20 protein-coding genes and 1 tRNA gene are annotated in these 25759 nt (G+C 66.1%); 6 read left to right on the forward strand and 15 right to left on the reverse strand.

Translation table 11 applies throughout. The features are described from left to right. Positions 1–19: 19 nt before the first annotated feature. Positions 20–1015, forward strand: a complete 996-nt coding sequence (corA, locus tag AC5RUQ_RS07560; protein ID WP_493946725.1) for a magnesium/cobalt transporter CorA — start codon at positions 20–22, stop codon at positions 1013–1015. Between the two features lie 55 nt (positions 1016–1070). Here corA and AC5RUQ_RS07565 read toward each other — a convergent pair. The 4 genes from AC5RUQ_RS07565 to galU all read right to left on the reverse strand — a co-directional run bounded on the left by AC5RUQ_RS07565 (position 1071) and on the right by galU (position 3794). Further along, positions 1071–1143: transfer RNA gene (locus AC5RUQ_RS07565), tRNA-Ala, on the reverse strand. A gap of 118 nt (positions 1144–1261) precedes the next feature. Beyond that, a complete protein-coding gene (locus AC5RUQ_RS07570) occupies positions 1262–2182 on the reverse strand; it encodes a hypothetical protein (RefSeq protein ID WP_493946726.1) in 921 nt (306 codons plus the stop codon). Between the two features lie 81 nt (positions 2183–2263). Continuing rightward, positions 2264–2884: a GNAT family N-acetyltransferase gene (locus tag AC5RUQ_RS07575; protein ID WP_493946727.1), complete on the reverse strand. Its 621-nt coding sequence runs from the start codon at positions 2882–2884 to the stop codon at positions 2264–2266. A gap of 4 nt (positions 2885–2888) precedes the next feature. Next, entirely contained in the window at positions 2889–3794 is a 906-nt protein-coding gene (gene galU / locus AC5RUQ_RS07580) for a UTP--glucose-1-phosphate uridylyltransferase GalU (protein WP_493946728.1), read from the reverse strand. A 91-nt stretch (positions 3795–3885) separates the two neighbouring features. On the opposite strand from galU, the gene AC5RUQ_RS07585 reads away from it, so the two are divergent. The 3 genes from AC5RUQ_RS07585 (at position 3886) to AC5RUQ_RS07595 (ending at position 5731) form a co-directional block, all read left to right on the forward strand. Next, the gene (locus AC5RUQ_RS07585) at positions 3886–4521 is read left to right on the forward strand and encodes a 5-formyltetrahydrofolate cyclo-ligase (protein ID WP_493946729.1); all 636 of its coding nucleotides are present in this window, start codon (positions 3886–3888) and stop codon (positions 4519–4521) included. A gap of 116 nt (positions 4522–4637) precedes the next feature. After that, a complete protein-coding gene (locus AC5RUQ_RS07590; RefSeq protein WP_493946730.1) occupies positions 4638–4913 on the forward strand; it encodes an FmdB family zinc ribbon protein in 276 nt (91 codons plus the stop codon). A gap of 92 nt (positions 4914–5005) precedes the next feature. Further along, positions 5006–5731, forward strand: a complete 726-nt coding sequence (locus AC5RUQ_RS07595) for an RcpC/CpaB family pilus assembly protein (protein ID WP_493946731.1) — start codon at positions 5006–5008, stop codon at positions 5729–5731. A gap of 42 nt (positions 5732–5773) precedes the next feature. Here AC5RUQ_RS07595 and AC5RUQ_RS07600 read toward each other — a convergent pair whose 3' ends face one another. The 7 genes from AC5RUQ_RS07600 to AC5RUQ_RS07630 form a co-directional block, all read right to left on the reverse strand. After that, positions 5774–9904, reverse strand: coding sequence for an AAA family ATPase (locus AC5RUQ_RS07600; RefSeq protein ID WP_493947185.1), 4131 nt, complete (start codon positions 9902–9904; stop codon positions 5774–5776). 131 nt (positions 9905–10035) lie between these two features. After that, positions 10036–11625 (reverse strand): glutamine-hydrolyzing GMP synthase, encoded by a 1590-nt coding sequence (gene guaA, locus AC5RUQ_RS07605; protein ID WP_163162059.1) that lies wholly within the window; start codon positions 11623–11625, stop codon positions 10036–10038. An 86-nt stretch (positions 11626–11711) separates the two neighbouring features. Beyond that, positions 11712–12239 (reverse strand): DUF3817 domain-containing protein, encoded by a 528-nt coding sequence (locus tag AC5RUQ_RS07610; RefSeq protein WP_493946732.1) that lies wholly within the window; start codon positions 12237–12239, stop codon positions 11712–11714. Further along, positions 12236–13087, reverse strand: a complete 852-nt coding sequence (locus AC5RUQ_RS07615) for an SURF1 family protein (protein WP_493946733.1) — start codon at positions 13085–13087, stop codon at positions 12236–12238. The genes AC5RUQ_RS07610 and AC5RUQ_RS07615 overlap by 4 nt, the downstream gene beginning before the upstream one ends. A 106-nt stretch (positions 13088–13193) precedes the next feature. Next, positions 13194–13682, reverse strand: coding sequence for a PTS sugar transporter subunit IIA (locus AC5RUQ_RS07620; protein WP_493946734.1), 489 nt, complete (start codon positions 13680–13682; stop codon positions 13194–13196). Positions 13683–13723: 41 nt separating this feature from the next. Next, complete coding sequence (locus AC5RUQ_RS07625) at positions 13724–15463, reverse strand: glycerol-3-phosphate dehydrogenase/oxidase (RefSeq protein WP_493946735.1); 1740 nt, start codon at positions 15461–15463, stop codon at positions 13724–13726. A 100-nt stretch (positions 15464–15563) separates the two neighbouring features. Further along, on the reverse strand, positions 15564–16700 hold the full coding sequence (locus AC5RUQ_RS07630) for a GuaB3 family IMP dehydrogenase-related protein (protein WP_493946736.1): 1137 nt from the start codon (positions 16698–16700) through the stop codon (positions 15564–15566). Positions 16701–16749: 49 nt separating this feature from the next. Here AC5RUQ_RS07630 and AC5RUQ_RS07635 point away from each other — a divergent pair, with 49 nt between their 5' ends. Continuing rightward, on the forward strand, positions 16750–17355 hold the full coding sequence (locus AC5RUQ_RS07635; protein ID WP_493946737.1) for a hypothetical protein: 606 nt from the start codon (positions 16750–16752) through the stop codon (positions 17353–17355). On the opposite strand, the gene AC5RUQ_RS07640 is transcribed toward AC5RUQ_RS07635, so the two are convergent. From AC5RUQ_RS07640 to AC5RUQ_RS07655, 4 genes are all read right to left on the reverse strand, one after another. Next, on the reverse strand, positions 17352–19211 hold the full coding sequence (locus tag AC5RUQ_RS07640) for an ABC transporter ATP-binding protein (RefSeq protein ID WP_493946738.1): 1860 nt from the start codon (positions 19209–19211) through the stop codon (positions 17352–17354). The genes AC5RUQ_RS07635 and AC5RUQ_RS07640 overlap by 4 nt on opposite strands. A gap of 84 nt (positions 19212–19295) precedes the next feature. After that, positions 19296–20807 (reverse strand): IMP dehydrogenase, encoded by a 1512-nt coding sequence (gene guaB / locus AC5RUQ_RS07645; RefSeq protein ID WP_493946739.1) that lies wholly within the window; start codon positions 20805–20807, stop codon positions 19296–19298. Positions 20808–21037: 230 nt separating this feature from the next. Next, a complete protein-coding gene (locus AC5RUQ_RS07650) occupies positions 21038–23116 on the reverse strand; it encodes an acyltransferase family protein (RefSeq protein WP_493946740.1) in 2079 nt (692 codons plus the stop codon). 134 nt (positions 23117–23250) lie between these two features. After that, positions 23251–24774, reverse strand: a complete 1524-nt coding sequence (locus tag AC5RUQ_RS07655; RefSeq protein WP_493946741.1) for an ATP-dependent DNA ligase — start codon at positions 24772–24774, stop codon at positions 23251–23253. Positions 24775–24860: 86 nt separating this feature from the next. On the opposite strand from AC5RUQ_RS07655, the gene AC5RUQ_RS07660 reads away from it, so the two are divergent. Then, positions 24861–25463 carry a dihydrofolate reductase family protein gene (locus AC5RUQ_RS07660; RefSeq protein WP_493946742.1) on the forward strand — a complete coding sequence of 201 codons (603 nt, stop codon included), beginning with the start codon at positions 24861–24863 and terminating at the stop codon, positions 25461–25463. The last annotated feature ends 296 nt before the right edge of the window (positions 25464–25759 follow it).

Raw genomic sequence — 25759 nt, forward strand, 5'->3', positions numbered from 1 at the left:
CGGCGAAGGACAGCCGGCCATGACCATCATTGACAATGCGGTTTACGTGGACGGCGTCCGGCACGCGGAACCCGAAAACCTGGAACAGACTTTTGAGACCCTTGCGCACCACGGGGGAATGGCCTGGATCGGCCTCTATCGGCCCACCGCCGAGGAGATGGCGGCGGTGGCCACCGAGTTCGGGCTGCACGCGCTGGCGGTGGAAGACGCGATCTCCGCGCACCAGAGACCCAAGCTGGAGCGCTACGAAGACAACCTTTTCACCGTCCTGCGGCCTGCCCGGTACCTGGACGCCACGGAAACGGTGGAGTTCGGCGAGCTCCACATTTTCACGGGCAAGAACTTCGTAGTCACTGTGCGGCACGCCGAGACTGCTGGAGTGGCACGGGTGCGGCAGCGCCTGGAAAGCCGGCCGGACCTGTTGCGGCACGGGCCCGAGGCCGTCCTTTACGCCCTGCTGGACCGGGTGGTGGATGACTACGGGCCCGTAGTTGCCGGGCTGGAAAACGACATCGACGAAATTGAAGACCAGCTGTTCAGCGGCGACACGACCGTGTCTCGCCGCATTTATGAACTCGCTCGCGAGGTCATCCAGTTCCAGCGGGCCATCCACCCCCTGCCGGACATGATGCACCAGCTGAAGCGGGGGTTTGAAAAGTACGATGTGGAAACCGACCTCCGCCACAGCCTGCGCGACGTGGAGGACCATGTAGAGCGGGTGATCTCACGGGCAGATTCGTTCCGTGACCTGTTGCAGAACGCCCTGACCCTGGACGGCACCCTCACCGCCAACCGGCAAAACGAAGCAAGCGCGGAACAGAACGAACAGGTAAAGAAGATCTCCTCGTGGGCCGCCATCTTCTTCGCACCGTCATTCGTGGCCGGCGTCTACGGCATGAACTTCGACCACATGCCCGAACTCCACTGGCAGCTGGGCTATCCCATGGCCATTGGGCTGATGGCGGCTACGGCGGCACTGATGTACGTCATCTTCAAGAAGAAGGGCTGGCTGTAGGCCCTGGAGGCGCCACGCGACGAGGGCGGCTGTAATCCGGCAGGGAGACATTCTGTGGAGCTAAGGGGATTCGAACCCCTGACCTCTTCGATGCGAACGAAGCGCTCTACCAACTGAGCTATAACCCCGGAACCAGCCGCTTGGTCAACAGGAGCGGCACCGGTGAACCTAGGCTACAAATTTTCCGGGCCCAATGCCAACCGGCGCCCGGAAACCGTCACGGGAACCTTCCCCGGGAGCGTATGGTCAGGCGCGGCGGCGCTGCAGGACGTCGTCGAGATTGCTGAGCGCGCTCTGGGCCTTGGTGAGCTGCTGCGCTTCCGGAGCCGGCACGGCGGGGACGGCGGCAGCACCCTGCTTGAGGGACGGCTTACCGGTGGCCTTGGGTGCCTCCGGCAGCTCCAGCGGCTCGGGTGCCGGGCGCTCGGCCTTGGCCGCCTCAACGTAAACAGGCTTGGGGACCTCCACGGGCTCCCACGTGCTTGCGGGTGCAGGCAGTGCCGCACTGGTGTCACCGGCAGCCACCGCAACGGCAAGGGCGGCTTCGCGGAGTTCCAGGGCTGTCAGGGGCTTGATCTTGGGCTTGTCGGCCTCCGCGTCAAAGAGCGGGCTTTCCGGGCGCACCGGCGCGGATTCCGGCTTGGGCGGAACGTGCTCGGCTGCGGGCCGGGGGGCAGATGCGGTCATCGCGGAACGGAAAGCAGCGTTGACTTTGGACGTGCGGTCCCGGATGGCCAGCCAGCGGAGAAGGACCACGGACGCCACTGTCAGGGCTACGCATGCCAGGGGGAGAACCGGAGATCCCAGCCCAAACGCCAGCAGGACCGCAGAAACGACCGCCGTCAGCAGGGAAACCAGTCCCGCGAGGGCGAGTGCCGTGCGGCCGTATCGGATCCGGAACTGGCCCGTGGGGGCAGCGCTGGCCGCTGTGGCCGCAGTGGATCCGGTGCTCTTCCTGGTGTCCATGGCTTTCTCCTGCTGGGCGGCGACCTTCAAAACCAGCCCTGCACGCGGGTCCGGCATTTCATCGGCGGGGGCGTCTGCCAGGAAGTCGCCGGCGGGTTGGAACTGGTGCCGGCGGTTCCGGAGGACGTAGGGGGCAACCCATACAATCCAGAGCACAACGGCAACCACAAGGATCACTGAGCTGCTAAGGGGGAAGTCCACACTCAAAACCGTATGAGCATCAGGTCGGCTCCAGCCGCATTAGCCGCGGTGTGTCGTGGCGCGGCTGGCAAATCAATGGATTTATGACGGCCTGGAGGCAAGCCAGCGCTGCAACAACCCCTCGGGAACTTCCTCTGAGGTTAAGGCAAACGACCGGTGGTCGGCCCACTCACCGTTGATGTGCAGGTAGCGCGGCCGGTATCCCTCATCCCGGAAACCCAGTTTCTCCACTACCCGCAGGCTGGGTGCGTTCTCGGGCCGGATGTTGATTTCCATCCTGTGCAGCCCCAAGGTCCGGAAGCAGTGGTCCGTTACCAGGGCGACAGAGGTGGGGGCTATACCCCGCCCCGCGCGCGCCTGGTCCACCCAGTACCCGAGGGTTGCCATCATGGCCGAACCCCACACAATTGATGAAACAGTCAACTGGCCAACAATCGCAGGGTTTTTGCTGGCAGGACCGCGCTCAGTGATCACAAACGGAAGGGCCGTGGCCTGGGCGGCTTGGGAGTTCAGCGAGCGGACCATTTGCCGGTAATCAGGCAGGCCGCCGGCGGGGTCCGGGTTCGAAGCCTCCCACGGTGCCAGCCATTGGCTGTTACGGGCCCGCACTTCCGTCCACTCTTTCTTGTCCCGGTACCTGATGGGCCTCAGGACCAGGTCTCCGCACTCGAGGGTCACGGGCCAGATGGGGCCGGCGCGCACGGTGCTACTTGGACAGGCTGGCGGTGAAGCCCGGCAGCCACTCCCGCAGGCCGGGGCCCAGGTCTTCGCTGTCGATGGCGAGCTGGACGCAGGCCTTGAGGTAGCTCAACTTGTCTCCGGTGTCGTAGCGGCGGCCCCGGAAGACAACACCGTAGACGCCGTGCCCCTCGCCCTCCCCGGACGCAAGCTCCTGCAGGGCATCGGTGAGCTGGATTTCGCCGCCCCGCCCGGGACCGGTGTGCTCCAGCACATCGAAGACGGCGGGGTGCAGTACGTAGCGGCCAATAACGGCGAGGTTGGAAGGGGCTTCGTCCGCGGCCGGCTTCTCTACCAGGCGGTTGACCCGTACGTAGTCCTCGCCGTCAATCTCCGCAATGTCGGCGCAACCGTAAGCGCTGATCTGTGACGGCTCCACCTCGATGAGGGCAATCACGGACCCTCCCGTTTCCGCCTGCACCTCAATCATGGTGCTGAGGAGTTCATCACGGGCATCGATGAGGTCATCGCCCAGGAGGACGGCGAAGGCTTCGTTGCCCACGTGCTGTTTTGCGCGGAGGACAGCGTGGCCAAGACCGTTGGCGTCGCCCTGGCGGACGTAGTGGATGTCACCGAGATTGCTGGCAGCCTGGATGGACGCCAGTTTCGTCGTATCCCCTTTGTCTTCAAGGGTGGATTCCAATGCCGGCACCCGGTCAAAATGGTCTTCCAGGGCCCGCTTGTTCCGCCCGGTGATCATTAGCAGGTCGTTGAGGCCCACGCTTACGGCTTCCTCAACCACATATTGGATGGCAGGCTTGTCCACGACGGGGAGCATTTCCTTGGGCATGGCCTTGGTGGCGGGCAGGAACCTGGTGCCGAGTCCGGCAGCGGGTATAACGGCTTTGCGAACTCTGGGGTTACTGGTAGTCACCCGACTAATCTAACGTCAGCGTCAAGCATTCAGTAATCATTAGGCAGCTGCAGGTCCCTGTGACTGCAGGGCACAACGCCGTAATGCAACGATGGAGGAAGACACAGTGCTTGAGGACGCGAAGGCAACCAAGACCAGGATCCGCACTGCCCACCGGCAGCGGCGTGCCGCCCTAAGCCCGCAGCAACTGGAGGCGGCAGGGGCTGCCATCGCACGCCACGGCGCAGGCTGGGCTGCATCCCTCGCCGGCGGTACTCCTGCCACATTCTGCGTCTACTTTGGCGTAGGCGTCGAACCGCCCACCCTTCCGCTGATCAGCGCACTCCATACCGGCGGCCATCGGGTCCTGCTGCCTGTCTGCGAGCCTGGGCGGGAGCTCGCATGGGTCTTCTGGAACCCGGAAGCCGGCTTTGAGCAGAGCCGGTACGCCCCGATCCTGGAACCCAAGGGCGACAGGCACGGGCCGGATGTGGCCGGAACGGCAGCCGCCCTCTTCATCCCGGCCACCGCCGTGGACCTTTCGGGCAACCGCGTTGGGCAAGGCGGTGGGTACTACGACAAGTTTTTGGGCCATCTCGCCACCGCCGGGAAGAACATCCCGCTGGCTGCCGTTATCTATGACGAAGAACTGCTCCCCGCCGGCGAGATCCCCGAGGAGGAGTTCGACCGCCCCGTCCCTGCCGTCCTGGCGCCGTCCGGCTTCCTGCCGCTCGACGGCCACCACTGAACCCCGCAGTCCAACGCTGCGGGGATGATAGAATTAGCACTCAGGCCCTGCGACTGCTAACGGACTTCCGTCCAGGCAGCACGGGACCTCTCGTTTGCCCAAGAGGAGGAGCACCAGTGCCAACGTACGCGTACGCCTGCAAGGATTGCGGCCATGCCTTCGACATCGTCCAGTCGTTCTCGGACAGTACTTTGACCTCGTGCCCCGAGTGCCAGGGGACGCTGCGCAAGAAGTTCAACAGCGTCGGTGTCGTCTTCAAGGGATCAGGTTTCTACCGCACCGATTCCCGGGACTCCAAGGGAAGCACCGTCTCGCCGGCCCCGGCTGCTGCAGCGTCCGCTCCCGCAGCGGCACCTGCCGCGACTGCTCCGGCGCCTGCTGCAGCCAGCTAAGCAGGACTGTCCGACGCCGGCCCGCCCCGGCTTTGTCCACATAGCGCACCGCGCTCCTGTTGCGGGTACCCCCGTCGCCATAGCGTAGGCGCATGCCTGCAAACCTTCTCCGCCCCGGCCGCGCTGCCTCCCGATATCCGCGCACGCCCCGCCGTTCCGGCCGTGCCGGTCGCCAGCCGGCAGCGGTCCGGTTTGGCGGGTGGCTGAGCCGGAACCGCCGGCTCGCTGTGGCTTTGCTGCTTTGCGCGGCGGCTGCAATCACCGTCCATCAGCTCACTCCCGCGCCCGTCCACACTGTCACAGCCCTGGCTGCCGCAAGGGATTTACCTGCCGGCTCGGCCATGGCGGCCTCAGACCTTGCCCACGTGCAGGTGCCGCCGCACATGATGGCCGCGGGTTTCCTGGACGAAGAAAGCGAGTTGGCCGGGAAACAGCTCGTCGCTCCCCTGCGCAAGGGCCAGCTCCTGACGGACACCCAACTGCTCGGTCCCGGGCTTCTGGCCGGCACGCCTCCAGGCTCGGCCGCTGTGCCTCTTCGGATGGCGGATCCGTCATCCATCCAGCTCGTCTCGCCCGGGCAGCTGGTCAACGTGGTGCTGACGGCGGCGAACGGCTTCGACCAGCAGGCACCGTCCGAGGTTCTGGCAGCGTCCGTGCCGGTGCTCTGGACGTCCGGCAAGGGCGGCCAGAGCGGGCAGTGGCTGGGCACCGCCGAGACGGACGGGCTTATCGTGGTGGCGGCAAGCGCAGAGCAGGCTGCCCGGCTGGCGGGGGCCTCCACCCAAGGCAAACTGTTCTTCGTCCTGGTTGGGCCCTGAGCCGGGGCAACCCTGCCACCCCCGTCACCCCGGCCGGGTCACTCAGCCCCAGTGCGGCGGCTTTTGTTCCTTCAGCCAGGCGTCGTGGTCGTCGTCAGCATCGCCCCAGCGCCGCGGGTCGTCTTCGGCGGCCTTGGTGGGCAGAATGCCTTGCGTCACGCCCTGGCCCTTGGCTTCCCCTTGGCCCTGGTCGTCTTGGCTCTGGTCGTCTTCGGGAGCCGGGCCGGCAGGGACGGACTGCCCGGCCGCCTGGCCGTTCGTGTTTTGTTCAGGGGCCACGGAGACCGCCTCCTTGCTGTCCGGGTACTTCTCCTGCGGCCGGCGGCGTGCGTGTTCTCCGGCGTCGATTCCATTGAGCGCCTGGTCCACGTCGTCGTCAAGGAACCCTGTTGAGGTTGACGTCCGGTCCCGCAGCACCGCCCGTTCAAGGCCCAGGTAAGCGGCAATCCGGTCTGCGCAGGCTGACGGGTCAGTGAACACCTCGATGGTCCACAACGGCATGTACCGCCACCCCAGGCGCTCCAGCAGCTGCGGACGCAGCCGGCTCCGTTCACGCACGCTCATGGTGCGGTACTGCTCGGTACCGTCGGACTCGATGGCCACCGGCCAGGGCAGGTCGGTCTCGTCCTGGCCCATTGTGCTCAGCGGATCTGCGGCCGCCACGACGTCGATTGCGCCGTCGTACTGGTGCCAAACCCGCGCGCCGCGTGCCCGGAGCCTGTCCCCCAGGTCAGCGACCAGGGGATCGGCACCAAGAGCCTGTTCGCTGGCGGCAGCACGGGAAGCGGGAGTTCCCAGATCAGTATTCCCCGAAATTTCGCGGTCCAGCAGTGAATACAGATCCACTGCGCCGTGCGTCAGCCGGGTGTGGTCCAGGTCCTCCGGCCGGAAGCAGGTCAGCACGTGGATCGACCGGCGTGCCCGGGTCATGGCCAGCGCGAATTTTTCCCGGCCCCCTTCAGCGGAGAGCGGACCGAAGTTGTGCAGGGCGCGCCCGTGCGGGGTGCGGCCGAAGCCCGGCGAGAAGATGACGTGGTCGCGCACCAGGCCCTGTGCCCGTTCCAGGTCAACTACCCGGAAAGACTCCGGTCCGGCACCAAAGAATCCGGCCAGGCCCGGGTGGTTGGGCAGCTGGAGCCGGATGGATTCCCCGATCCGGGCAGCATGGCGGAGGCTGGCCGTAACCACTGCCAGAGATGTGCGGGGACGGGTGCGTGCATGTTCGAAAACCAGCTGCACCACGCGGTTGACCTCGGCCACCACGGACTCCACGCCTTCGTGGTCCGCGCTTGGCAGTCCGGTGCCGTCCGGCAGGTACTCCACCAGCAGGGACCGGTCCAGGCCGGTAGCGGACTGGCCCTCCGGAAGGCGGCGCAGGGCGCCGTCGTAAAAGTTCTTGCTGAGCTGGAGGACCAGGTCCTCGTCCACCGCGCGGTAGACGAAGTTGAGCCGCCACACGGGGAGCACTGCGGACAGCGCTTTGAAAGCGCTCTCCACCCGCTGGTGTGCCGTCTCGCCTGCGGCCAGCCGTTCTACGCCCACGGTAAAGGTTCGGGGGCTGGCAATCACGGCGTCGCCGAAGGCAATGACCTGGCGGGCACGGGCGATGGATGGAAGCACAGCCTGGAGCGACGTCGCCTCGGCGTCCAGGATGACCACCGCGTCGAAGTGTTGCTCCGCGGGCAGCAGGCCGGTCATCAGGTACGGGCTGACGGACCAGACCGGAACGAGGGTGCCGATCAGGTTCGGAGCCTGTGCAGTCAGCGCTGGCAGGGACACCCTGCCGTCCTTCAGGAGGCTGCGCAGGAGGTCGGCCTGGCGGGGGTGGGCTGCGATGCCGTCCCGCCACCGTTCCGCCAGGTCCCACCGAAGGCGGGCAGCACCGCTGGCGATGTGCGCATTGTCAGCCAGCCGGTATTCGGCCTCCAGCTGCCGCAGGGCGTCGCCGTCGGACATGGCGAGGTAATCGTCCCCGCTGATCATGGCTTCCAGCGCCGACTGCCACCAGGCGAGTTCAAGTTCCGCCGCGACCGAGCCTGCCGGAACCTCCCGCTCCGCCAGGTCAGCCAGGAGCTCCCCCAGCCCGTGCTCGCGCATGTTCTCCACCAGGAGGGTGCGCTCGGGCAGCGTTTTGAGGGTGTCGGTGTCCGCCACGAGCCGCTCGAGCCGTTCCATCAGGTCTTCATACGGGACGGTGGACAGCGAGCCGCCTGCCTCCGTGTGCCGGAGCGCCTCGCCCAGCTGGGCCAGTTCGCGTTCCAGGGCGCGGTACATCACGCTGATCTCGGCAAGTCCGGACGGCACCGCCGGGTGGCGCTGCGTGGTGGCGTAGCCTGCCCACAGCGCGCGCTGTTCCTGGACCAGGACCAGGGAGCTGTGGAGATCGGCGATATGGACGCCTGGCCGGACGTATTCCTTGGCCACCCTGCGCAGCCGTGACCGCTGCATCGCGGTCAACTCGATGCCGCGCTCACGGCGCCAGGCAGAAGGTGCTGTAGCCGAGATGAGGTCTGTGACCGGCCGATCGAAAATGTCGGGGGTGAACTTGTCCAGGCTTCCGCGTACGGCGACCAGGAGATCGAGCTGTTCGCCCCATTCGGCGAAGGAAGCGCCCAGCCGGATCTCGGCATGCTGCGCCACGGCGTTCATGCGTTCGCGCAGGACCGGCAGGCTCTTCTCCACGGAGCGGACCAGGTCCTGGGCTTCCTCAGTCTCCTTGCGCGTGAGCAGGCGTGCGCCATGCCAGGGACTGGTGGTGGACGCCTTGCTGAAGCTGCCCAGCTCCGCGGCGCGCCGGAGCCTGCCGGCAAGCTCATCCCGGTCCCGGATGCTGTCCAGGACACTGCGTTTCAGCCGCACGGTGGTGGCGGGCGCCGGGTGGATCGACGTCAGCTGGGCGAGCGACTGCATGGCCTGGTAGGGCGAGCAGCCCCAGCGCTGGCGGACGTTGTGCAGGGACGCCACATGGTCCATCAAGGCATGGCGGTGCTCAGTCAGGGTGTTGTGCAGGTTCCCCAGCTGGGGTTCCAGGGATTTTTCGTTGCGAACGATCGCCCGGACCAGCTGGCCCTTCAGCTGCTGCGGAGTAACGTTCCCGGAGAGCTGGAACATGATGGATTCGAGGCCCAGGCTTTCGAGCTGCCCGGACACTTCGTTGAGGCTGGCGCGGCGGTCGCCAACTACCAGGACGGTTTTTCCGGCGTCCACCAGGGCACCGATGGTATTGATGGCCGTTTGGGTCTGGCCGGTGCCCGGAGGGCTGCTGACGACGAGCGAATCACCGGCGCGGGCAGCGTCGATCACGTACTGCTGGTCGATGTCCGCGTCCAGCAGGAGCATCTCCTCACTGGGGTGCCTGCTGTCCAGCGGCGGGAAACGGGACGGGTCCGGCTCCACGACGTCCACCACTTCTCCGCCTGCTGCGGTGGCCAGTGCGGACACCAGGGGGTTGGAGTCGTTGATCCACGGGTCGTCCAGGTTCCCGGAAAGGTCCGCGAAGGTGGAAACCAGCAGGTTGTGCTGTGCCTCGGCACCGTGGATGGGCCGGATGAGGGCAGCCAGTTTGTCCAGGACCGGCTGGGGATCGAAGCGGGCAGTGCTGTACGCGAGCCGGGTGACGGCATTGACGTCAAAGACAATGCCGTGGATGTTCTTCAGGTGCCGCACCAGGGCCGGGTTGATGTGGGCCTGCTCGGTCAACTGCAGTTCGTAGTCGTCCTCCCCCGGACGGACGGTGAGCGAAATCGCCGTGAGCATGACGGGGGCCGAGATGCGCTGGGGCTTGCCGCCCACGGCAGACGTCCACACCACGGTGCCCGCCGAGAAATAGCCGGCATCGATGCCGCGGTCATTGGCGAGCTCGAAAATTTTGGACCGGATGTTGCGCGAAGCCCTGGCCGCGACGACGTACTGCTGGCGGTCCCGGATCAGCGTGGAAAGCCTGGTCTTCCGCCCGGCCATAAGCTGGGCGAGGCCGGACGGGTGCGCATGCGTCAGGTCGATGGAGCCTTCGGGGGTCTTGGTGAAGCGCAGCATCGTATCCGCCCCGGTGACGGGCTTGAGCCCGGACAACCATTTACGGAGCTCCTCGGAGCCTTCCGGGTGGCCTTGACCAACTGACACTACTGCCTTCTTTTCTGCGCTCGCGCGTGACGCCCTGGACCATACCGGCATAGATTCGAGCGTAGCCGCTTCGATGCCCGGACTGAGAGACCGCAACACTGGAGCAGGCTAAATTGCGGAGTTTTCGGAAATGGAAACAGCAGTGGCCGGCCTCCTTCATCGGAGGCCGGCCACTCATGATGCTATTCCCACTCGATGGTTCCCGGCGGCTTGCTGGTCACGTCAAGCACCACGCGGTTGACACCCTCCACCTCGTTGGTGATGCGGTTGGAGATCCTGGCGAGGAGCTCATACGGCAAGCGGGACCAGTCGGCCGTCATGGCGTCCTCCGAGGAGACGGGACGGAGCACGATGGGGTGGCCGTAGGTGCGGCCGTCGCCCATGACGCCCACGCTGCGGACGTCGGCGAGCAGGACCACCGGCATCTGCCAGACTTCGTTGTCCAGCCCGGCGGCGGTGAGCTCGGCCCGGGCAATCGCGTCAGCTTTGCGCAGCAGGTCCAGGCGGTCCTTGGTGACTTCACCGACGATGCGGATTCCGAGGCCCGGTCCGGGGAAGGGCTGGCGGCCCACGATCTCCTGCGGCAGTCCAAGCTGGGCACCGACGGCGCGGACCTCGTCCTTGAAGAGGGCGCGCAGCGGCTCTACGAGCTCGAACTGCAGGTCCTCGGGCAGGCCGCCAACGTTGTGGTGGCTCTTGATGTTCGCGGCACCTTCGCCGCCGCCGGATTCGACGACGTCCGGATACAGCGTCCCCTGGACCAGGAACTTGATCTTCTCGCCATGGGCGGCAGCCTCGGCGATGATGGCAAGTTCTGCCTCTTCGAAGGCGCGAATAAATTCGCGGCCGATGATCTTGCGCTTGGTTTCCGGATCGCTGACACCGGCGAGGGCTGAGAGGAAGCGTTCCTGCTCGTTGGCCACGTAGAGCTTCACGCCGGTGGCGGCGACGAAGTCGCGTTCCACCTGTTCCGCTTCGCCTTCGCGCAGCAGGCCGTGGTCCACGAAGACACAGGTGAGCTGGTCGCCAACGGCACGCTGGACAAGGGCAGCGGCGACGGCGGAGTCCACGCCGCCGGAGAGGCCGCAGATGACCCTGGCATCGCCGATCTGCTTGCGGATGCGCTCCACCTGCTCCTCGAGGATGTTGCCCGTGGTCCAGTTCGGTTCCAGCTTGGCGCCCTTGAAGAGGAAGTTCTCCAGGACCTGCTGGCCGTAGGCGGAGTGTTTGACCTCGGGGTGCCACTGGACACCGAACAGGCCCTTCTCCTCGTTGGCGAAGGCAGCTACTTCAGCACCCGCCGTCGTCGCCAGGACTTCAAAGCCGTCAGGAGCCTCGTGGACGGAGTCACCGTGGCTCATCCACGTGTTCTGGTGTTGGGGCATGCCCTCCAGGACCGAGCGGCCTTCGCCGAGAAGGGTGGTTTCCGTGGACCCGTACTCCCGCAGCCCGGTCTTGTCCACCTTGCCGCCCAGGGCGTTGGCCATCGCCTGGAAGCCGTAGCAGATGCCAAAGACGGGAACACCGGCCTCAAAAAGGTCGGCACCGACGCTGGGGGCGCCGTCAGCGTAGACGCTGGAAGGGCCGCCGGAAAGGATGATGGCGGCGGGGTTCTTGGCCAGGAGCTGCTCGGTTGTGTAGGTATGCGGAACCACTTCCGAATACACATTCGCTTCCCGGACGCGGCGGGCAATCAGCTGCGCGTACTGGGCACCGTAGTCAACAACCAGCACCGGCTTCTGGGAAGTCTGGGATGCAGTGGGAGTAGTCACCGTACTAGCCTACTGGGCGCCGTTGCACCGGCGCACCTTGAGAAGCTGCGCTGTGACGGAGCGAACTCCCCACTTCCAGCGGCTGCTCAGTACCTCTGCGGCGCCTGGGGGTTGGCCGCGAGCTCAGCGTCCACCTCGGCGTGGAACTTCTTCTCCACAATGAAGGACAGGAACGGAACCACCCCGCCCAGTGCCAGCAGGATCAGCTTCAGGAACGGCCAGCGCATGAGGGCCCAGAGCCGGAAGTTTGAAATGAGGTACACCACGTACATCCAGCCGTGGACAATGAGGACGGCGACGGAGAGGTTGACTCCACCCAGGACGCCCTGCGGTTCCGCATCCGCGAAACCAAAGCCGAACGGCTGGCCGCTGACGGCGTCGGTACCGCCGGCAAAGAGGTACTTCCCAAATCCATACCGGGCGATCAGTTCGGCGCACAGCAGCAGCAGCATGGCGCCCGTGAGGTAGGCCAGGACCTTGTAGAACTTCAGGGCGGAGCGGATCTGCGCTTCGGTGCCGCCAAAACGGCGCTTCTTGCCGGACGCCTTGCCGGCAGTTTTGCTGCCTGTGTTGCTGCCTGCGGCGGCGGGGGTGGCCGGTTTCGGATCAATCATGGCTGTACCTTTTGCTGGTTCTGTTCAGGGTGGGTTTCTTCGGGGACGGTGGCGTCGTCCTCGTCATCGTCGAGGTCTTCCTCAAGATCCCGGTGGTAGTCGTCCTTGACCAGCCGCCACCAGATGAAGAGGGCAAAACCGGCGAAGACAACCCACTCAAGGGAGTAGAAGAGGTTGAGCCAGTTGATCTGCTGGGCCGGCGGCTGCGGGCCGATCTGCAGGGGAAGGAGGTCTCCCGGCACTGCTGCAGGGCTGACGTCCGCGCCATCGGCGATTTCCGCAGTGGCGGCGACGAAGCCCGGATAGCTGCTGATTTCCCAGTAGTTGATCAGCTCCGCCACCGAGACTGCTGTGGCCTCGCCCGGGGCGGCTGCCTTTCCTGCCACGGGCGCTTCAGACGGGAGCAGCCTGCCGGTGAGTTCAATAATGCCCGACGGCGGGGCCGGGGCATCGGCGGGGTCCGCCACCCATCCCCTCGCGACGGGGATCCATGTCTGGGGTGAGGCGGCAACGCCGCTAAGGGTGGGCGCGCCGTTGACGGCGAAGGCGGAGACTACCCAGTAGCCGGTCTTGCCGCCGTACAGGCGGCCCGGGACCAGGACCTGCTTGGCCGGGTCATAGGTCCCCTGCGCGCTGACCATCTGGTCGGCGTCGGTACCATGGAAGAAGTCGCCCGGCTGAAGCGTTTCCGTCAGTGGCTGTACCTGCTCGGTGGCGGGATTGGCCGGCACCTCCGGCTGGGTGGAGCGTCCGAACTGCCATTGGCTGAGCAGCACGAAGACCCCGGAAATGGCGATCGCGAAAATGAAACCTGCGATCCATCGGGGTTTGAGGGCTGTTTTCCACACGTCTTAACCGTACTTCGTCCCGCTGTAGAACAACTAAACGCCCGGGGGCCGGAGGGATCCTGTCCAGCGGCAGGACCCGGCGGGAATGGATGCAACGGCCCAGGCGTCAGTGGTCGAAAAACACCAGGCTGGAATTGATGAGTTCAGCGATCACTTCTGCGTCGTAAGCACGGCGCAGCGATTCGCGGAAAGACTCCTTGGAGAGTGAGCGGGCCAGGGTGGCCAGGACCTCGAGGTGGTCGGAGAAGGAACTTGCGGGAGTGGCGATCAGGAGGATCACCGTGGCGGGCCCGTCAGTGGCGCCGAAGTCCAGCGCGTGGCCGTACTTGGCAATCCCGACGGCGATCGAGGTGCGGGACACAAACTCGCTGCGGGCGTGGGGCAACCCGATTCCGCCGGGGAGCCCGGTGGCCAGCTGGTGCTCACGGGCATTGACATGCTTGAGGAACCCGGGCAGATCCGATACCCGTCCAGCCGCGTAGAGGCGTTCTGCGAGCTGGGTGGCGGCGTCCGCCTTGTCCGATGCCTCCAGCTCCAGGATCACCATTTCCGGGGTGGTAAGTTCGGCATCGTACCGGTCAAGTGGTTCCGCCAAGGCGTATCCCTTCAGTCAGCAGTGCTGGTGCCGTGAATCCCTCAGCGCAAGGGCACGATGTCTTCCACACCCAAGCGGGCGGCGTCTGCGGATTCGTCGTCCGGCTGTTGCTGGCTGAGGCGTTCCGCCTCCACCCGTGCAATGTAGTGCCTGACCTCATTCTCACGTTGGGCGTCGCTCCAGCCAAGGACGTCACCCATCAGTTTAGCGACTACCGGCACGGCAGACACACCACGGTCCCAGGCCTCGATGGAAATCCTGGTCCGCCGGGTCAGAACGTCATTGACGTGGCGGGCGCCTTCGTGGCTTGCCGCGTACACCGCCTCTGCCTGCAGGTAGTCATCGGCGCCGGGGATGGGTTCGGCAAGAGCAGGGTTCTCTGCGATGATGGCCAGCACCTCGGGCGTCAGGGACCCGTAACGGTTGAGGAGGTGTTCAATCCTGGCCACGTGGACGCCTGATTCCTCCGCCGTGCGGTTCCGGCGGTTCCATGCGGCCTTGTAGCCGCTCGCCCCCAGCAGCGGGATGGTTTCCGTGCAGCTGGGAGGTACCCGCTCGTCCATGGTCCGTGTTGCCTCATCCACTGCGTCCTTGGCCATGACGCGGTAGGTGGTCCACTTTCCGCCGGCCACCACCACCAGGCCGGGCACGGGGTGTGCCACCACGTGCTCCCGCGACAGCTTGGCGGTGGAGTCGTTTTCGCCGGCCAGCAGCGGACGCAGGCCGGCGTACACGCCTTCCACGTCTTCGCGGGTGAGCGGCCGCTTCAGGACCTTGTTGACGTGTTCCAGGATGTAGTCGATGTCCTTGCTGGACGCGGCGGGGTGGGCTTTGTCCAGGTGCCAGTCTGTGTCCGTGGTGCCGATGATCCAGTGCCGCCCCCAGGGAATGACAAACAGCACCGACTTCTCGGTGCGCAGGATCAGGCCTACGGTGGACTGGAAACGGTCCCGCGGAACCACCAGGTGGATTCCTTTGGAGGCCCGGACCTTCAGCTGGCCGCGCTCGGTGACCATGGCCTGGGTTTCGTCGGTCCAGACCCCGGTGGCATTGATGACCTGTTTGGCCCTGACGTTGAACTGCGTTCCGTCCTCATGGTTGACCACTTTGGCCCCCACCACGCGTTCACCTTCACGCAGGAAGTCCACCACGGCCATCTGGTTCACTGCATGGGCGCCGTAGTAGGAAGCTGTCCGGATGAGGTTGGCGCAGTATTTCGCGTCATCCACCTGGCCGTCGTAGTACCGGATGGAGCCCACAAACGCATCGTCCTTCAGGCTCGGCGCCGCCCGCAGCGTACCCCGCCTGCTGAGGTGTTTGTGGAACGGCACTCCCCTGCTGTGGCCGCTGGAGATGGACATGGCGTCGTATAGTGCGATGCCGGCGCCTACGTAGGGACGTTCGAGGAAGGGCCTGGTCAGCGGGTACAGGAACGGCACCGGCCGGGCCAGGTGCGGCGCCAGTTCGGAAAGCAGCAGCCCGCGCTCCTGCAACGCCTCCTTGACCAGGCCAAAGTCGAGCATTTCCAGGTAGCGCAGGCCGCCGTGGATCAGCTTTGACGAACGGGAGGACGTACCGGCAGCCCAGTCGTTGGCCTCGACGATCCCGACGTCCAATCCACGGGTGACTGCGTCAAGGGCCGCGCCGGTACCCACAATGCCGCCGCCGACAATCAGGATGTCCAGTTCCTGTCCTGGCTCAGCGGTTGCACGCAGCCGCTGGATGGCTGCTTCCCTGGCTGCGGGGCCCAGGGCCCCGCCGTTAGCAGGAACACTCTTCATCGAACGCCTCCAGTGCCACTAGTCCCGGTTGTGAAACCACACTACTTCGTTGCGGCACGCTTGGGCAGGGCGGCAGGGAGCGATTAGGCGCAGCCTTGCGTCAGTTCCCTGAGTAAGGGGAAACCACGACGTCGACCCGCTGGAATTCCTTCAGGTCCGAATAGCCGGTGGTCGCCATGGAGCGGCGGAGTGCGCCGATGAGGTTCGAGGTTCCGTTGGTGTGGTGGCCCGGTCCGAAAAGGACTTCTTCGAGCGGACCGACGGTGCCGACGTTTGCGCGGTCACCACGGGGCAGTTCGAGGTGGTGGGCTTCCTGGCCCCAGTGCCAGCCCTTGCCGGGCGCCTCTTCGGCCCGGGCGAGCGCGCTGCCCAGCATCACGGCGTCGGCGCCCATGGCAATTGCCTTGACGATATCGCCGGAGGTGCCCATGCCGCCGTCGGCGATCACGTGGACATAGCGGCCGCCGGACTCGTCCATGTAGTCACGGCGGGCGGCAGCGACGTCGGAAATTGCCGAGGCCATCGGCGAGTGGATACCCAGGGCACGGCGGGTGGTGGTGGTGGCGCCGCCGCCGAAGCCCACCAGCACACCGGCAGCACCGGTGCGCATCAGGTGCAGTGCCGGCGTGTAGCCCGCCGCGCCGCCGACGATCACGGGGACGTCCAGTTCGTAGATGAACTGCTTGAGGTTCAGCGGCTCGTGGTCCTTGGACACGTGCTCGGCGGACACAGTGGTTCCGCGGATGACAAAGATGTCGACGCCCGCGGCCACCACGGTCTTGTAGTGCTCCTGCGTGCGCTGCGGAGTAAGTGAACCGGCCACGGTCACGCCGGCGGCGCGCATCTCCGCGAGGCGGGAGGTGATCAGTTCGGGCTGGATGGGGGCCTTGTACAGCTCCTGCATCCGCCCGGTCACGGCGGGGCTGTTGGTCTCGTCCTGCAGGGCACCGATTTCGTCGAGGACGGGCTGCGGGTCCTCATACCGGGTCCAGAGGCCCTCGAGGTCAAGGACGCCGAGGCCGCCGAGCTTGCCCAGTGCGATGGCTGTGGCCGGGGACATGGCTGAGTCCATGGGAGCCGCGATGACGGGCATGCTGAACTGGTAGGCGTCGATCTGCCAGGAGACGGAGACGTCCTTGGGGTCGCGGGTACGACGGTTGGGGACAATCGCAATGTCATCCAGGGAGTAGGCTCGACGCCCACGCTTGCCACGGCCGATCTCGATCTCGTAAGTCACTGCACTAGGTTATCCCAGCCGCAGTGCTGTCCTTGGCTACAGTGGGCCTATGGGCAGGCGCTGGGTGTTTGACGGTCATATTGCCGGGCTTGGGACGGCCTCGGGGCTGCGGGCCGTCGTGGGGGTCTGGCAGGCGTCCCCCTTCGGCGCGTTCTCCGATGTAATGGTTCAGCAGCCGTCCGGGCACCGTTTGCTGCTCGCGCCCACGGCGGAGGTGGCCCGCTTCATCTCCGACACGTACTGCTTCGACGACGTCCGCGTGCTGGAGGTAAACACCACATTGGCCCGGGACCTGCTGACGGTCGACGCCGGGGCCCTGGCTGTCCGCGCCCGGCTCGGCCCGAGGCCCCTCCTGGGCAGCGCGCTGCGGGCCGTGCCCCGGCCGATCGCCGTCCACCCACGCTGGCTGCGGCTGATCAGCCCGGTTGCCGCCGTCCTCAGCGGCGGTTCACGTACCTTCGGAGGCGCCCGGAGCGGCCGGCACGAGTATTACGGGGTGAGTGACCTGCGGACCATCAGTTCCGCCGTCGTGCAGTGGGAGGGGGTGGACGCCGGGGCGCTGACTCCCATCGTGCCGGCGGTGACCTTCGGCTTCAGCAGCGTCCCGCCGCAGCCGAGCCTGGCGCGGGTGCGCACCACCGTGGTGGAGTCCTAGACCCCTTCGGATTCTTCCAGATTCAGTTGCGACTCGAACATCCTGAAGTAGCGGCCGCGAAGCGCAACAAGCTCCTTGTGGGTCCCCTGCTCCACGATCCTGCCGTCCTCCAGCATGTACACGATGTCCGCCTTTTCGATGGTGGCAAGGCGGTGGCTGATGGCGATGATGGTGCTGCTTCGGTCCGCAAAGAGACGGGTGAAGATGCGGTGCTCGGCGAGGGCATCGATAGCCGATGTCGGTTCGTCCATCACCATGAACGAGGCGTCCCGGTAGAAGTTGCGGGCCATGGCCAGCCGCTGCCATTGGCCGCCGGAGAGTCCGCTGCCTTTGCGTCCGCGCGGATCCTCCATCCAGTTGCTGACGTGGTTTTCCAGCCCGTTGGGCAGCTTGTTGATGAAGTCCAGCGCCTCCGCATCTGCTGCGGCCACGCGGATGCGGGCGTCGTCCCGGGGTGAGTCAACATCACCAAAGTAGATATTTTCGGCGGCAGTGGCGAACTCGTACTTGAGGAACTCCTGGCTCAGCACCGCGAGGTGCCTGTGCCAGGAGGTGACGTCGACGGCGGCGAGGTCAACGTCGTCGAGCATTACCTGGCCGGAATCGGGGCGGTAGAGTCCGGCCAGGATCCGGATCAGCGTGGACTTCCCGGCGCCGTTCTCCCCCACGATGGCGATGTGCTGGCCCTCGCTGATGGTCAGGTTGATCCCGCGGATCACCTCGATGTCGCTGCCCGTGTAGGTGAAGCGGATGTCCTTCAGTTCCACCGTTTTCGGCGGCTCGAGCAGCGGGGGCGCGTGCTCGGAATGCACCGGCAGGGCCATAAACAGTTCGTAGTCCTTGAGGTTCGCCAGGTCCTCGTCAATGGAGCTGAGGGAGGACACCAGGTTGTTGGCCGTGGACAATGCCCGGCTGACGATCTGCTGCACATAGAGGAACTGGCCGACGGGCTGCGCGCGGGCGATGATCTGCCCCACCACCCAGATCAGCGAGACCACCTCCGCGCCGTATTGCAGGGCATCGGCGGCGAGCTGCTTGGGGATGTACCGGCGCTGGAAATCAAGACGGCGGCGCTCATCCGCGTCGCGGAGGCGGGAGCGGAGGTCCATCAGGAAGCCCACGATGCCGTAGAGGCGCATCTCGGCAATGTGCTGCGGCCGCAGGAGGTTTTGTTCGATCATCCGCCGCTGCCGCCGGGAGTCCACCTGCGTGTTCCAATGCGCTATCTGCTCCCGGGACAGCTTGAACTGCAGGTAGACGCTGGGGACGATGGCCACCAGGACAATCACGGCGATCCACCAGCTGACCAGGAGCAGTGCTCCGACGGCCAGGATGACCGAGACGAGCTGGGTGAAGATCGCCGCGATCCGGTCCAATACCCGGGCATAGGAGTCCGAGAACCGCTTGGCGCGGTCGTACAGGTCAACGGTTTCTTTGTCGTCGTAGCGCCAGAACTCGAGGGCAAGGAACCGCTCGTACATCTGGTCGCCCACGATGGCCCCCACCTTGAAGCTCATCAGCTGCTGGATGTAGCGGTCCACGCTGGTGAAGGCACCCCAGAAAAGACCCAGGGCGGCGGTGATGATGACGTAGACAATCGCGAGCTGGCCGGCTGCGGCGTCACCGGAGTACGCGGCAGCCAGCGCGGTGGTGGTGAGCGCAGCGAAGTAGGTGGTGACCAGCGGCAGAACGGCCGAAATCAGCGAGCCGAGCACTTTCATGACCACCGCGCCCGGGGAGGCGCGGAAGCTCACCCGGAGGACCTGGGCTACAGCGCGTGCGTAGGGCCGGAGGGCCAGGCGGCGCTGGGGTTCCCTCTTAGGGCTCAGTTCAACCGGGTGGCTTGGTGCGGGCATGGATTCAGCCTAGTACCGGGCACAAACGCCGGCAGGCCATGGAGCGCGAACTCCATGGCCTGCCGGCTGTGGTGTGGACCGGTGTCAGCGGGAACCGTAGTTCGGCGCCTCGACGGTCATCTGGATGTCGTGCGGGTGCGATTCCTTCAGCCCTGCCGGGGTGATCCGGACAAACTTGCCGCGGGCCTTCAGCTCGGGGATGGTGGGGGCACCGGTGTAGAACATGGTCTGGCGCAGGCCGCCCACCAACTGGTAGGCCACGGAAGCCAGCGGACCGCGGTAGGCAACACGGCCTTCGATGCCCTCGGGGATGAGCTTGTCGTCACCCGAGACGTCGGCCTGGAAGTAGCGGTCCTTGGAGTAGGACGTGTTCTTGCCCCGGGACTGCATGGCACCCAAGGAGCCCATGCCGCGGTAGGACTTGAACTGCTTGCCGTTGACGAATATCAGCTCGCCCGGTGATTCGTCGCAGCCCGCCAGGAGGGAGCCGAGCATGACCGTATCGGCACCGGCCACGAGCGCCTTGCCGATGTCGCCGGAGTACTGCAGGCCGCCGTCGGCGATCAGCGGAACCCCGGCAGGGATAGCTGCCTTCGCGGACTCGTAGATGGCGGTGATCTGCGGAACGCCCACACCGGCCACCACACGGGTGGTGCAGATGGAGCCAGGTCCCACACCCACCTTGATGCCGTCGGCTCCGGCCTCGATCAGGGCCTGGGCGCCTTCGCGCGTGGCGGCCTGGCCGCCGATGATGTCAACGTGCGCCGCCACGGGATCGGACTTGAGGCGGCGGATCATGTCCAGCACACCCTGCGAGTGTCCGTTCGCGGTGTCCACGAACAGGGCGTCAACGCCGGCGTCAACCAGTGCCATTGCGCGCTCCCAGCCGTCCCCGAAGAAGCCGATGGCTGCACCCACCCGGAGGCGGCCTTCGTCGTCCTTCGTGGCCAGCGGGTACTGCTCTGCCTTGGTGAAGTCCTTGGTGGTGATCAGGCCCTTCAGCCGGCCCTGCTCATCCACCAGCGGCAGCTTTTCGATCTTGTTGGTGGCCAGCTTGTGCGAGGCTTCCTCGCGGCTGATGCCAACGTGACCGGTGACCAGGGGCATCTTGGTCATGACGTCGCTGACCAGCCGCAGCGGGAAGTCGGATTCGGGCACAAAGCGGGTGTCGCGGTTGGTGACGATGCCCAGCAGGCGGTTGTCCTCGTCCACTACCGGCAGGCCGGACACGCGGTACTGGGCGCAGAGGTCATCCAGCTCGCGCAGGGTTGCCTCGGGCCGGATGGTCAGCGGGTTGGTGATCATGCCGGACTCGCTGCGCTTGACGCGGTCCACCTGGTCCGCCTGGTCGGCGATGGACAGGTTGCGGTGCACCACGCCCAGGCCGCCCTGGCGGGCCATGGCGATGGCCATCCGGGACTCCGTCACGGTGTCCATGGCTGCGGACAGCAAGGGGGTCTGCACAGTGATGCGCTTGGAGATCCGGGAGGAGGTATCCGCTTCGGAAGGGATGACCTCGGTGTGGCCCGGCAGGAGCAGGACGTCGTCATATGTCAGGCCGATGAAGCCAAAGGGGTTGTGTTCGGGCTCGGTCATGAATGCGCCTCTTACCATGGTTGCTGTGCGGGTAGGGGTTGCAGCCGATGACCAGCCCGTCATTACGGGACTGGCCTGTGCAGAAGATCGGGACCACCGCTGCGTGCGGCGCCCCGGGTTCAGAAAGTGTTGAGTAAATATTAGAACCTCGGCGCCGATCCCCCTATTCCATGCCGGCAATGTGAGCAACCACACCAACGGCAGCCCCACAGCGGGATGCTGTAGAGCCGTCAGTTCCAGCCGGTCGCGGCCAGGAGCCGTTGTTCGAACATGGGGATCATGGTTTCCACGTAGGTCCGGGTGAGGTGGTTGTCGTCCTTGTAGACGTACACATTTCCCACCACGCCCGGGCAGATGCCGCGGGCACAGATGAAGTCGCTCAGATCCATAAGGTGCAGCCCCTCAACCTGGCCCGAGTAGTTTTCGAGCGGAGAGGGGTCCACCAGTGATTCTTCTAGGGACACGCTGCATTCCGGGGCGTCCGGGCCGTTGCGCTGGATGCACTCGGGCATGTTGAACGTAAAGCGGGGGTTGTCCCGGATGCCGATAATCTCGATCCCGGCGTCAGCAAACGGCCGGACGCCCTCCAGGTAACCCGGGACTTCGGTTTCGAACGGGGCTTCCTCATGGGTCAGTGACGCCACCGTGAACACTGCGTCGGGCTTGTGTTCCAGGACGTAGGCGGCGCTGGCCTGGTTGTAGGCATTGCATTCCGCGTTCCTTTCCACCGACTCGGCGCCAAAGCGGCACGCCGGCATCAGCAGCGTCACCAGTTCCCAGCCCCGCGCTGCGGCAATGGGCGCCAGCGCACCCAGGTACTGCTGGGAGTGGGAGTCGCCAAGGACCACAATGCGTTTGGTGACCTCCCCTTCCGGAACCTCCTGCCGGCATCCTTCGAGGATGGGGTCGCTGGTGGCATTGGCTCCGGTGCAGGGGGCATGGATGCCGGCCCAGTCGTTGTCCAGCGCGGCCGGCCCCGGAATGATCTTGGCGTCAGGATCGGGCACCGGGGCGTGCTCCGGGTTCAGGGCCGCCGCCCCGGGCGTGAGCTCGCGCGGCTGGGCCGCCGTCGCGCTTTCCTCTGCGGTGAGCGTGGTCTGCCAGACGGCCACGGGACCGGCGAGGATGGCCCCACAGGCAACAATGACGACGGCGGTGCGCCAGGCCCGGCGTTTGGGCCAGTGCCAGTCGCGGAGCGGCTTTTCAACGAACCGGGTGGTCAGGACAGCGAGGACGACCGATGCGCCGACGATGCCCAGTCCCTGGGCCAGGTTGGGTGCGTCCACGCCGGTGGCGGCGAGCGCAAGAACCAGGACGGGCCAGTGCCAGAGGTACAGTGCATAGGAGTTATCCCCCAGCGCCACCATGGGTTTGCTGCCCAGGAACGTGTCCACACCGTAACGGCTGCCGGATTGTCCCGCAACGATGATCGCAGCCGCGGCGAGGGTGGGCCACAGCGCGACGTACCCGGGGAAGGACCGGTCCACGGTCAGCAGCAGGCCGCAGGAGACCATGGCCGCCAGCCCCGCCCAGCCCAGTATGACCCGCAGGGCCCGGGCAGGCTTGAGGTAGGGCAGCGCAAGTGCCAGGAGTGACCCCAGTGCGAACTCCCAGAGCCGGGCCCTGGTGTCAAAGTAGGCGTACGCCTGGTTGGTGGCAGTCTGCTCCACGGAATAGGCCAGCGAAAAGGCGAAGACCGTGCCGAAAACCAGCGCCAGCAGCCCCCGGTAGTTCGCCCTGTTAAGTGCCGGGACGCGGCGCGCCAGCGCCAGCAGCGCCGCGGTGCCGGCGAAGATCAGCGGCCACAGGATGAACACCTGGCCCTGGATGGACAGCGACCAGAAGTGCTGGAGCGGGCTGGCGCCGGCATGGTCCTGGGCGTAGTAGTCCACAGCGGTATCAGCGAGCAGCCAGTTCTGGTTGTACAGCAGCGACGCCCAGGCCTGGTCCAGCACCTGTGGCCAGCGGCTCTGCGGCAGGATCAGCCACGTCCCGGCGAGGATACCGAGAATGACCACAACGGCGGCCGGCAGCAGCCGTTTGAACAGGTGCAGCCAATGTCCCAGGAGCCCGAAGGGGCGCCCTGATTCCGCTTTCCGGACAAAGGAAAGCGTGAGCAGGAAAGCCGAAATCAGCAGGAAAATGTCCACCCCGCCGGACACCCGGCCCAGCCAGACGTGGTACGCAACCACCATCAGGACGGCGAGGGCCCGGAGCCCTTGGACCTCCGGCCGGAACGTTGGTTTCCGGCTCTTGGCATCGGCTCCGGAAGGCGGTCCGGCTGCAACCGCTGTTCTCGCTACTGACACAAAAAATACCTCACAGGCGCTAGGCAAAACATCAATTCTACCCAACTGGGGTATTTGACGTCGCAGCACCTCGCGGACCCATCCTTGGCCGTAACTTCGGCGCAGTCGGGCGCGCCCGGGGGCTCCTTTTCCAGCTAGGAACGCAGCAGCGCCCGCAGTGTCTGGATGGTGTCGGCTTCGGCAGCCGTCTTGTCGTCGCGGTAGCGCTTGACGCGTGCGAACCGCAGGGCTATTCCGCCGGGATAGCGCGAAGAAGACTGCACGCCGTCGATCGCGATCTCCACCACGGTGACGGGTTCCACCCAGAAGGTGCCCGCCGTTCGCCGCACCTCGAGCTCCTGGAAGCGCCCGGTTTGCCATTGCAGCAGGGCGTCGGTGAGGCCCTTGAAGGTCTTGCCCACCATGACGTAACCGCCGGGTTCGCCGAACTCGCCGGTGGGGTCGAGGGCTCCCAGGTGCAGGTTCGACAGCAACCCGGTGCGCCGTCCTGACCCCCATTCGCACGCGAGCACCACCAGGTCGTACGTGAGCACCGGCTTCACCTTGACCCAGTTGGAACCCCGACGGCCCGCCGCGTAGGCCGATCCAACCGCCTTCACAACGATGCCCTCATGGCCTGCGGCCAGCGCATCCCGGGCCACTTTCTCAGCTACGGCCGCATCCGCCGTGATCTCCCCGGGAATCCGATACCCGGGAGCGATGCGCTCGAGCACTTCGATGCGGGTCATCAGCGGCTCGTCGAGCAGGTCCCGCCCGTCGACGTGCAGCACGTCAAAGAACCACGGATGCAGCAAGGTGTCGCGCGCGGCGTCCGCCCCGAACCGTGACATGGTCTCCTGGAACGGCCGCGGGCCGCCGTCCTCGTTGAGGGCCAGGGTCTCGCCGTCGAGGATCACATCCCGCACGGGCAGGCGGCGCACCACCTCGACCACCTCGGGCAGCCGGTGGGTTACCTCGGCCAAGGTACGCGTAAAGATCCGCACATCGTCGCCGAGGCGATGCACCTGGATGCGCGCGCCGTCGAGCTTGTATTCCACCGATGCCTCCCCCGTGACTTCCAGCGCGGCACCGGCGCTGGCCGCGGTTGAGGCGAGCATGGGTTGCACGGGGCGGCCGACTACCAGGCCGACGGCGGCGAGTTGGGCCGCCGTGCCCGTCATAGCCAGCAGTGCGGTTTCGCCGAGATCACCGGAGAGCATGGCCGCGCGGCGTACGGCGTCGACGGGCCGGTCGGCGGCGCGGGCGATGGCATCGGTGAGGACGCCCTCGAGTGCACCGGTACGCAGTTCGCCGAGCAGCACGCCGGCGATGAAGGCCTGCTCGCGCTCGGTGGCGGCCGCCGTCAGCGTCCGGAGGGTCGCGGCGCGCTCGGCGGCAGATCCAGCGCCTGAGGTGACGAGCAGCCGGTCCAGCGCAGCGTCGAGGTCGGCGACGGTCAGGCTCGGTTCAGCGGCCGGCTCCCCCATGGCCGCTGACATGCCGCGCCAACCGACCCCTACCCGTCCCTGCCGCGGCCTGGCGGTCAGCAGGCCGACCGCCGTGGCGATGTCAGCGGGCTCGAGCCTGCGCAGCAGATCTGCGAGTGCATCGACCTTGGCGAGCCGGGAGCGCGTGGACGCCACGGCATCCGTAGTTCTCACAAGCTCATCGAGCAGCATGGCACCAGTGTGCCACGCCGGCCGATGCCGGGTAGGGATGCCGGGCGATGCTGGACACTGCCGGAGGGCAGTTCCAGACTGGACGCATGGGAATAATCGTCGCGAACCTGTTCCTGACCCTTGACGGCGTTTACCAGGGACCGGGCGGCCGCGAAGAGGACACCGCGGGCGGCTTCGACCTGGGCGGCTGGCAGATGCCGGTATCCGACGACGAGGCTGAGGCTGCCATCGAGGCCGAGATCAGCCTCATCGATGCCCTGCTTCTCGGCCGGAAGACCTACGACATCTTCGCCAGCTACTGGCCGCACCAGTCCGGCGACATCGGCGGCACGCTCAACCGGGTGCCGAAGTTCGTTGTTTCCAGCACCCTGACCGCTCCGGCCTGGGCGGGCACGACAGTCCTGCCGGACGCCACCGCCGCGGGCCGGCTCCGTGAGGAGTACAACCAGGTGCACATGTTCGGCAGCGGCGTCCTCATCCGTTCACTGCTCGCTGCAGACGTTTTGGACCGCCTCCACCTCTGGCTTTACCCCGTCACGCTCGGGCAGGGCAAGCGCCTGTTCGACGCCGGGACCATCCCCGCCTCGTTCCGCCTCGCGGAGCCGGCCCGCAGCTTCCCGAAAGGGGCGGTGTCGCTGGTGTACGAGCGCGCCGGTGAGGTTAAGACGCAGGACATGGCGGACATGTGATGGGAAAGGCCCGGGCGGGCGGGTGGACGAACTGGTCTTGTCCACGGCGCCGGTGATACTTGGCGCCGGCCGTTTTCCATCCAACGCCCCATCAGCTCCGGCCGTTTTCCATCCAACGCCCCATCAGCTCCTGCCGTTTTCCATCCAACGCCCCATCAGCTCCTGCGGCTTTTGGCTCATCGCTCCATCACTAACTGATGAAGTCCGACGGCGGTGCTCCCGCAGGCATATGCTTTCGGCGCCTTGGGTTCACCCAAAGGTGATGGAGGGTTGCCCGATTTGCTGCGGGACGTGAT

It is taken from the genome of Arthrobacter sp. MDT2-3 (assembly GCF_059090465.1).

Excerpts from the sequence above, each read along its gene's own strand:
- AC5RUQ_RS07635 (WP_493946737.1), top strand. The coding sequence starts at position 16,750 with ATGGGCAGGCGCTGGGTGTTTGACGGTCATATTGCCGGGCTTGGGACG.
- AC5RUQ_RS07625 (WP_493946735.1), bottom strand. The coding sequence starts at position 15,463 with ATGAAGAGTGTTCCTGCTAACGGCGGGGCCCTGGGCCCCGCAGCCAGG.
- guaB (WP_493946739.1), bottom strand. The coding sequence starts at position 20,807 with ATGACCGAGCCCGAACACAACCCCTTTGGCTTCATCGGCCTGACATAT.
- AC5RUQ_RS07585 (WP_493946729.1), top strand. The coding sequence starts at position 3,886 with ATGGAGGAAGACACAGTGCTTGAGGACGCGAAGGCAACCAAGACCAGG.
- AC5RUQ_RS07600 (WP_493947185.1), bottom strand. The coding sequence starts at position 9,904 with ATGCCGGTATGGTCCAGGGCGTCACGCGCGAGCGCAGAAAAGAAGGCA.
- corA (WP_493946725.1), top strand. The coding sequence starts at position 20 with ATGACCATCATTGACAATGCGGTTTACGTGGACGGCGTCCGGCACGCG.
- AC5RUQ_RS07595 (WP_493946731.1), top strand. The coding sequence starts at position 5,006 with ATGCCTGCAAACCTTCTCCGCCCCGGCCGCGCTGCCTCCCGATATCCG.
- AC5RUQ_RS07655 (WP_493946741.1), bottom strand. The coding sequence starts at position 24,774 with ATGCTGCTCGATGAGCTTGTGAGAACTACGGATGCCGTGGCGTCCACG.
- AC5RUQ_RS07610 (WP_493946732.1), bottom strand. The coding sequence starts at position 12,239 with ATGATTGATCCGAAACCGGCCACCCCCGCCGCCGCAGGCAGCAACACA.
- AC5RUQ_RS07640 (WP_493946738.1), bottom strand. The coding sequence starts at position 19,211 with ATGCCCGCACCAAGCCACCCGGTTGAACTGAGCCCTAAGAGGGAACCC.
- AC5RUQ_RS07660 (WP_493946742.1), top strand. The coding sequence starts at position 24,861 with ATGGGAATAATCGTCGCGAACCTGTTCCTGACCCTTGACGGCGTTTAC.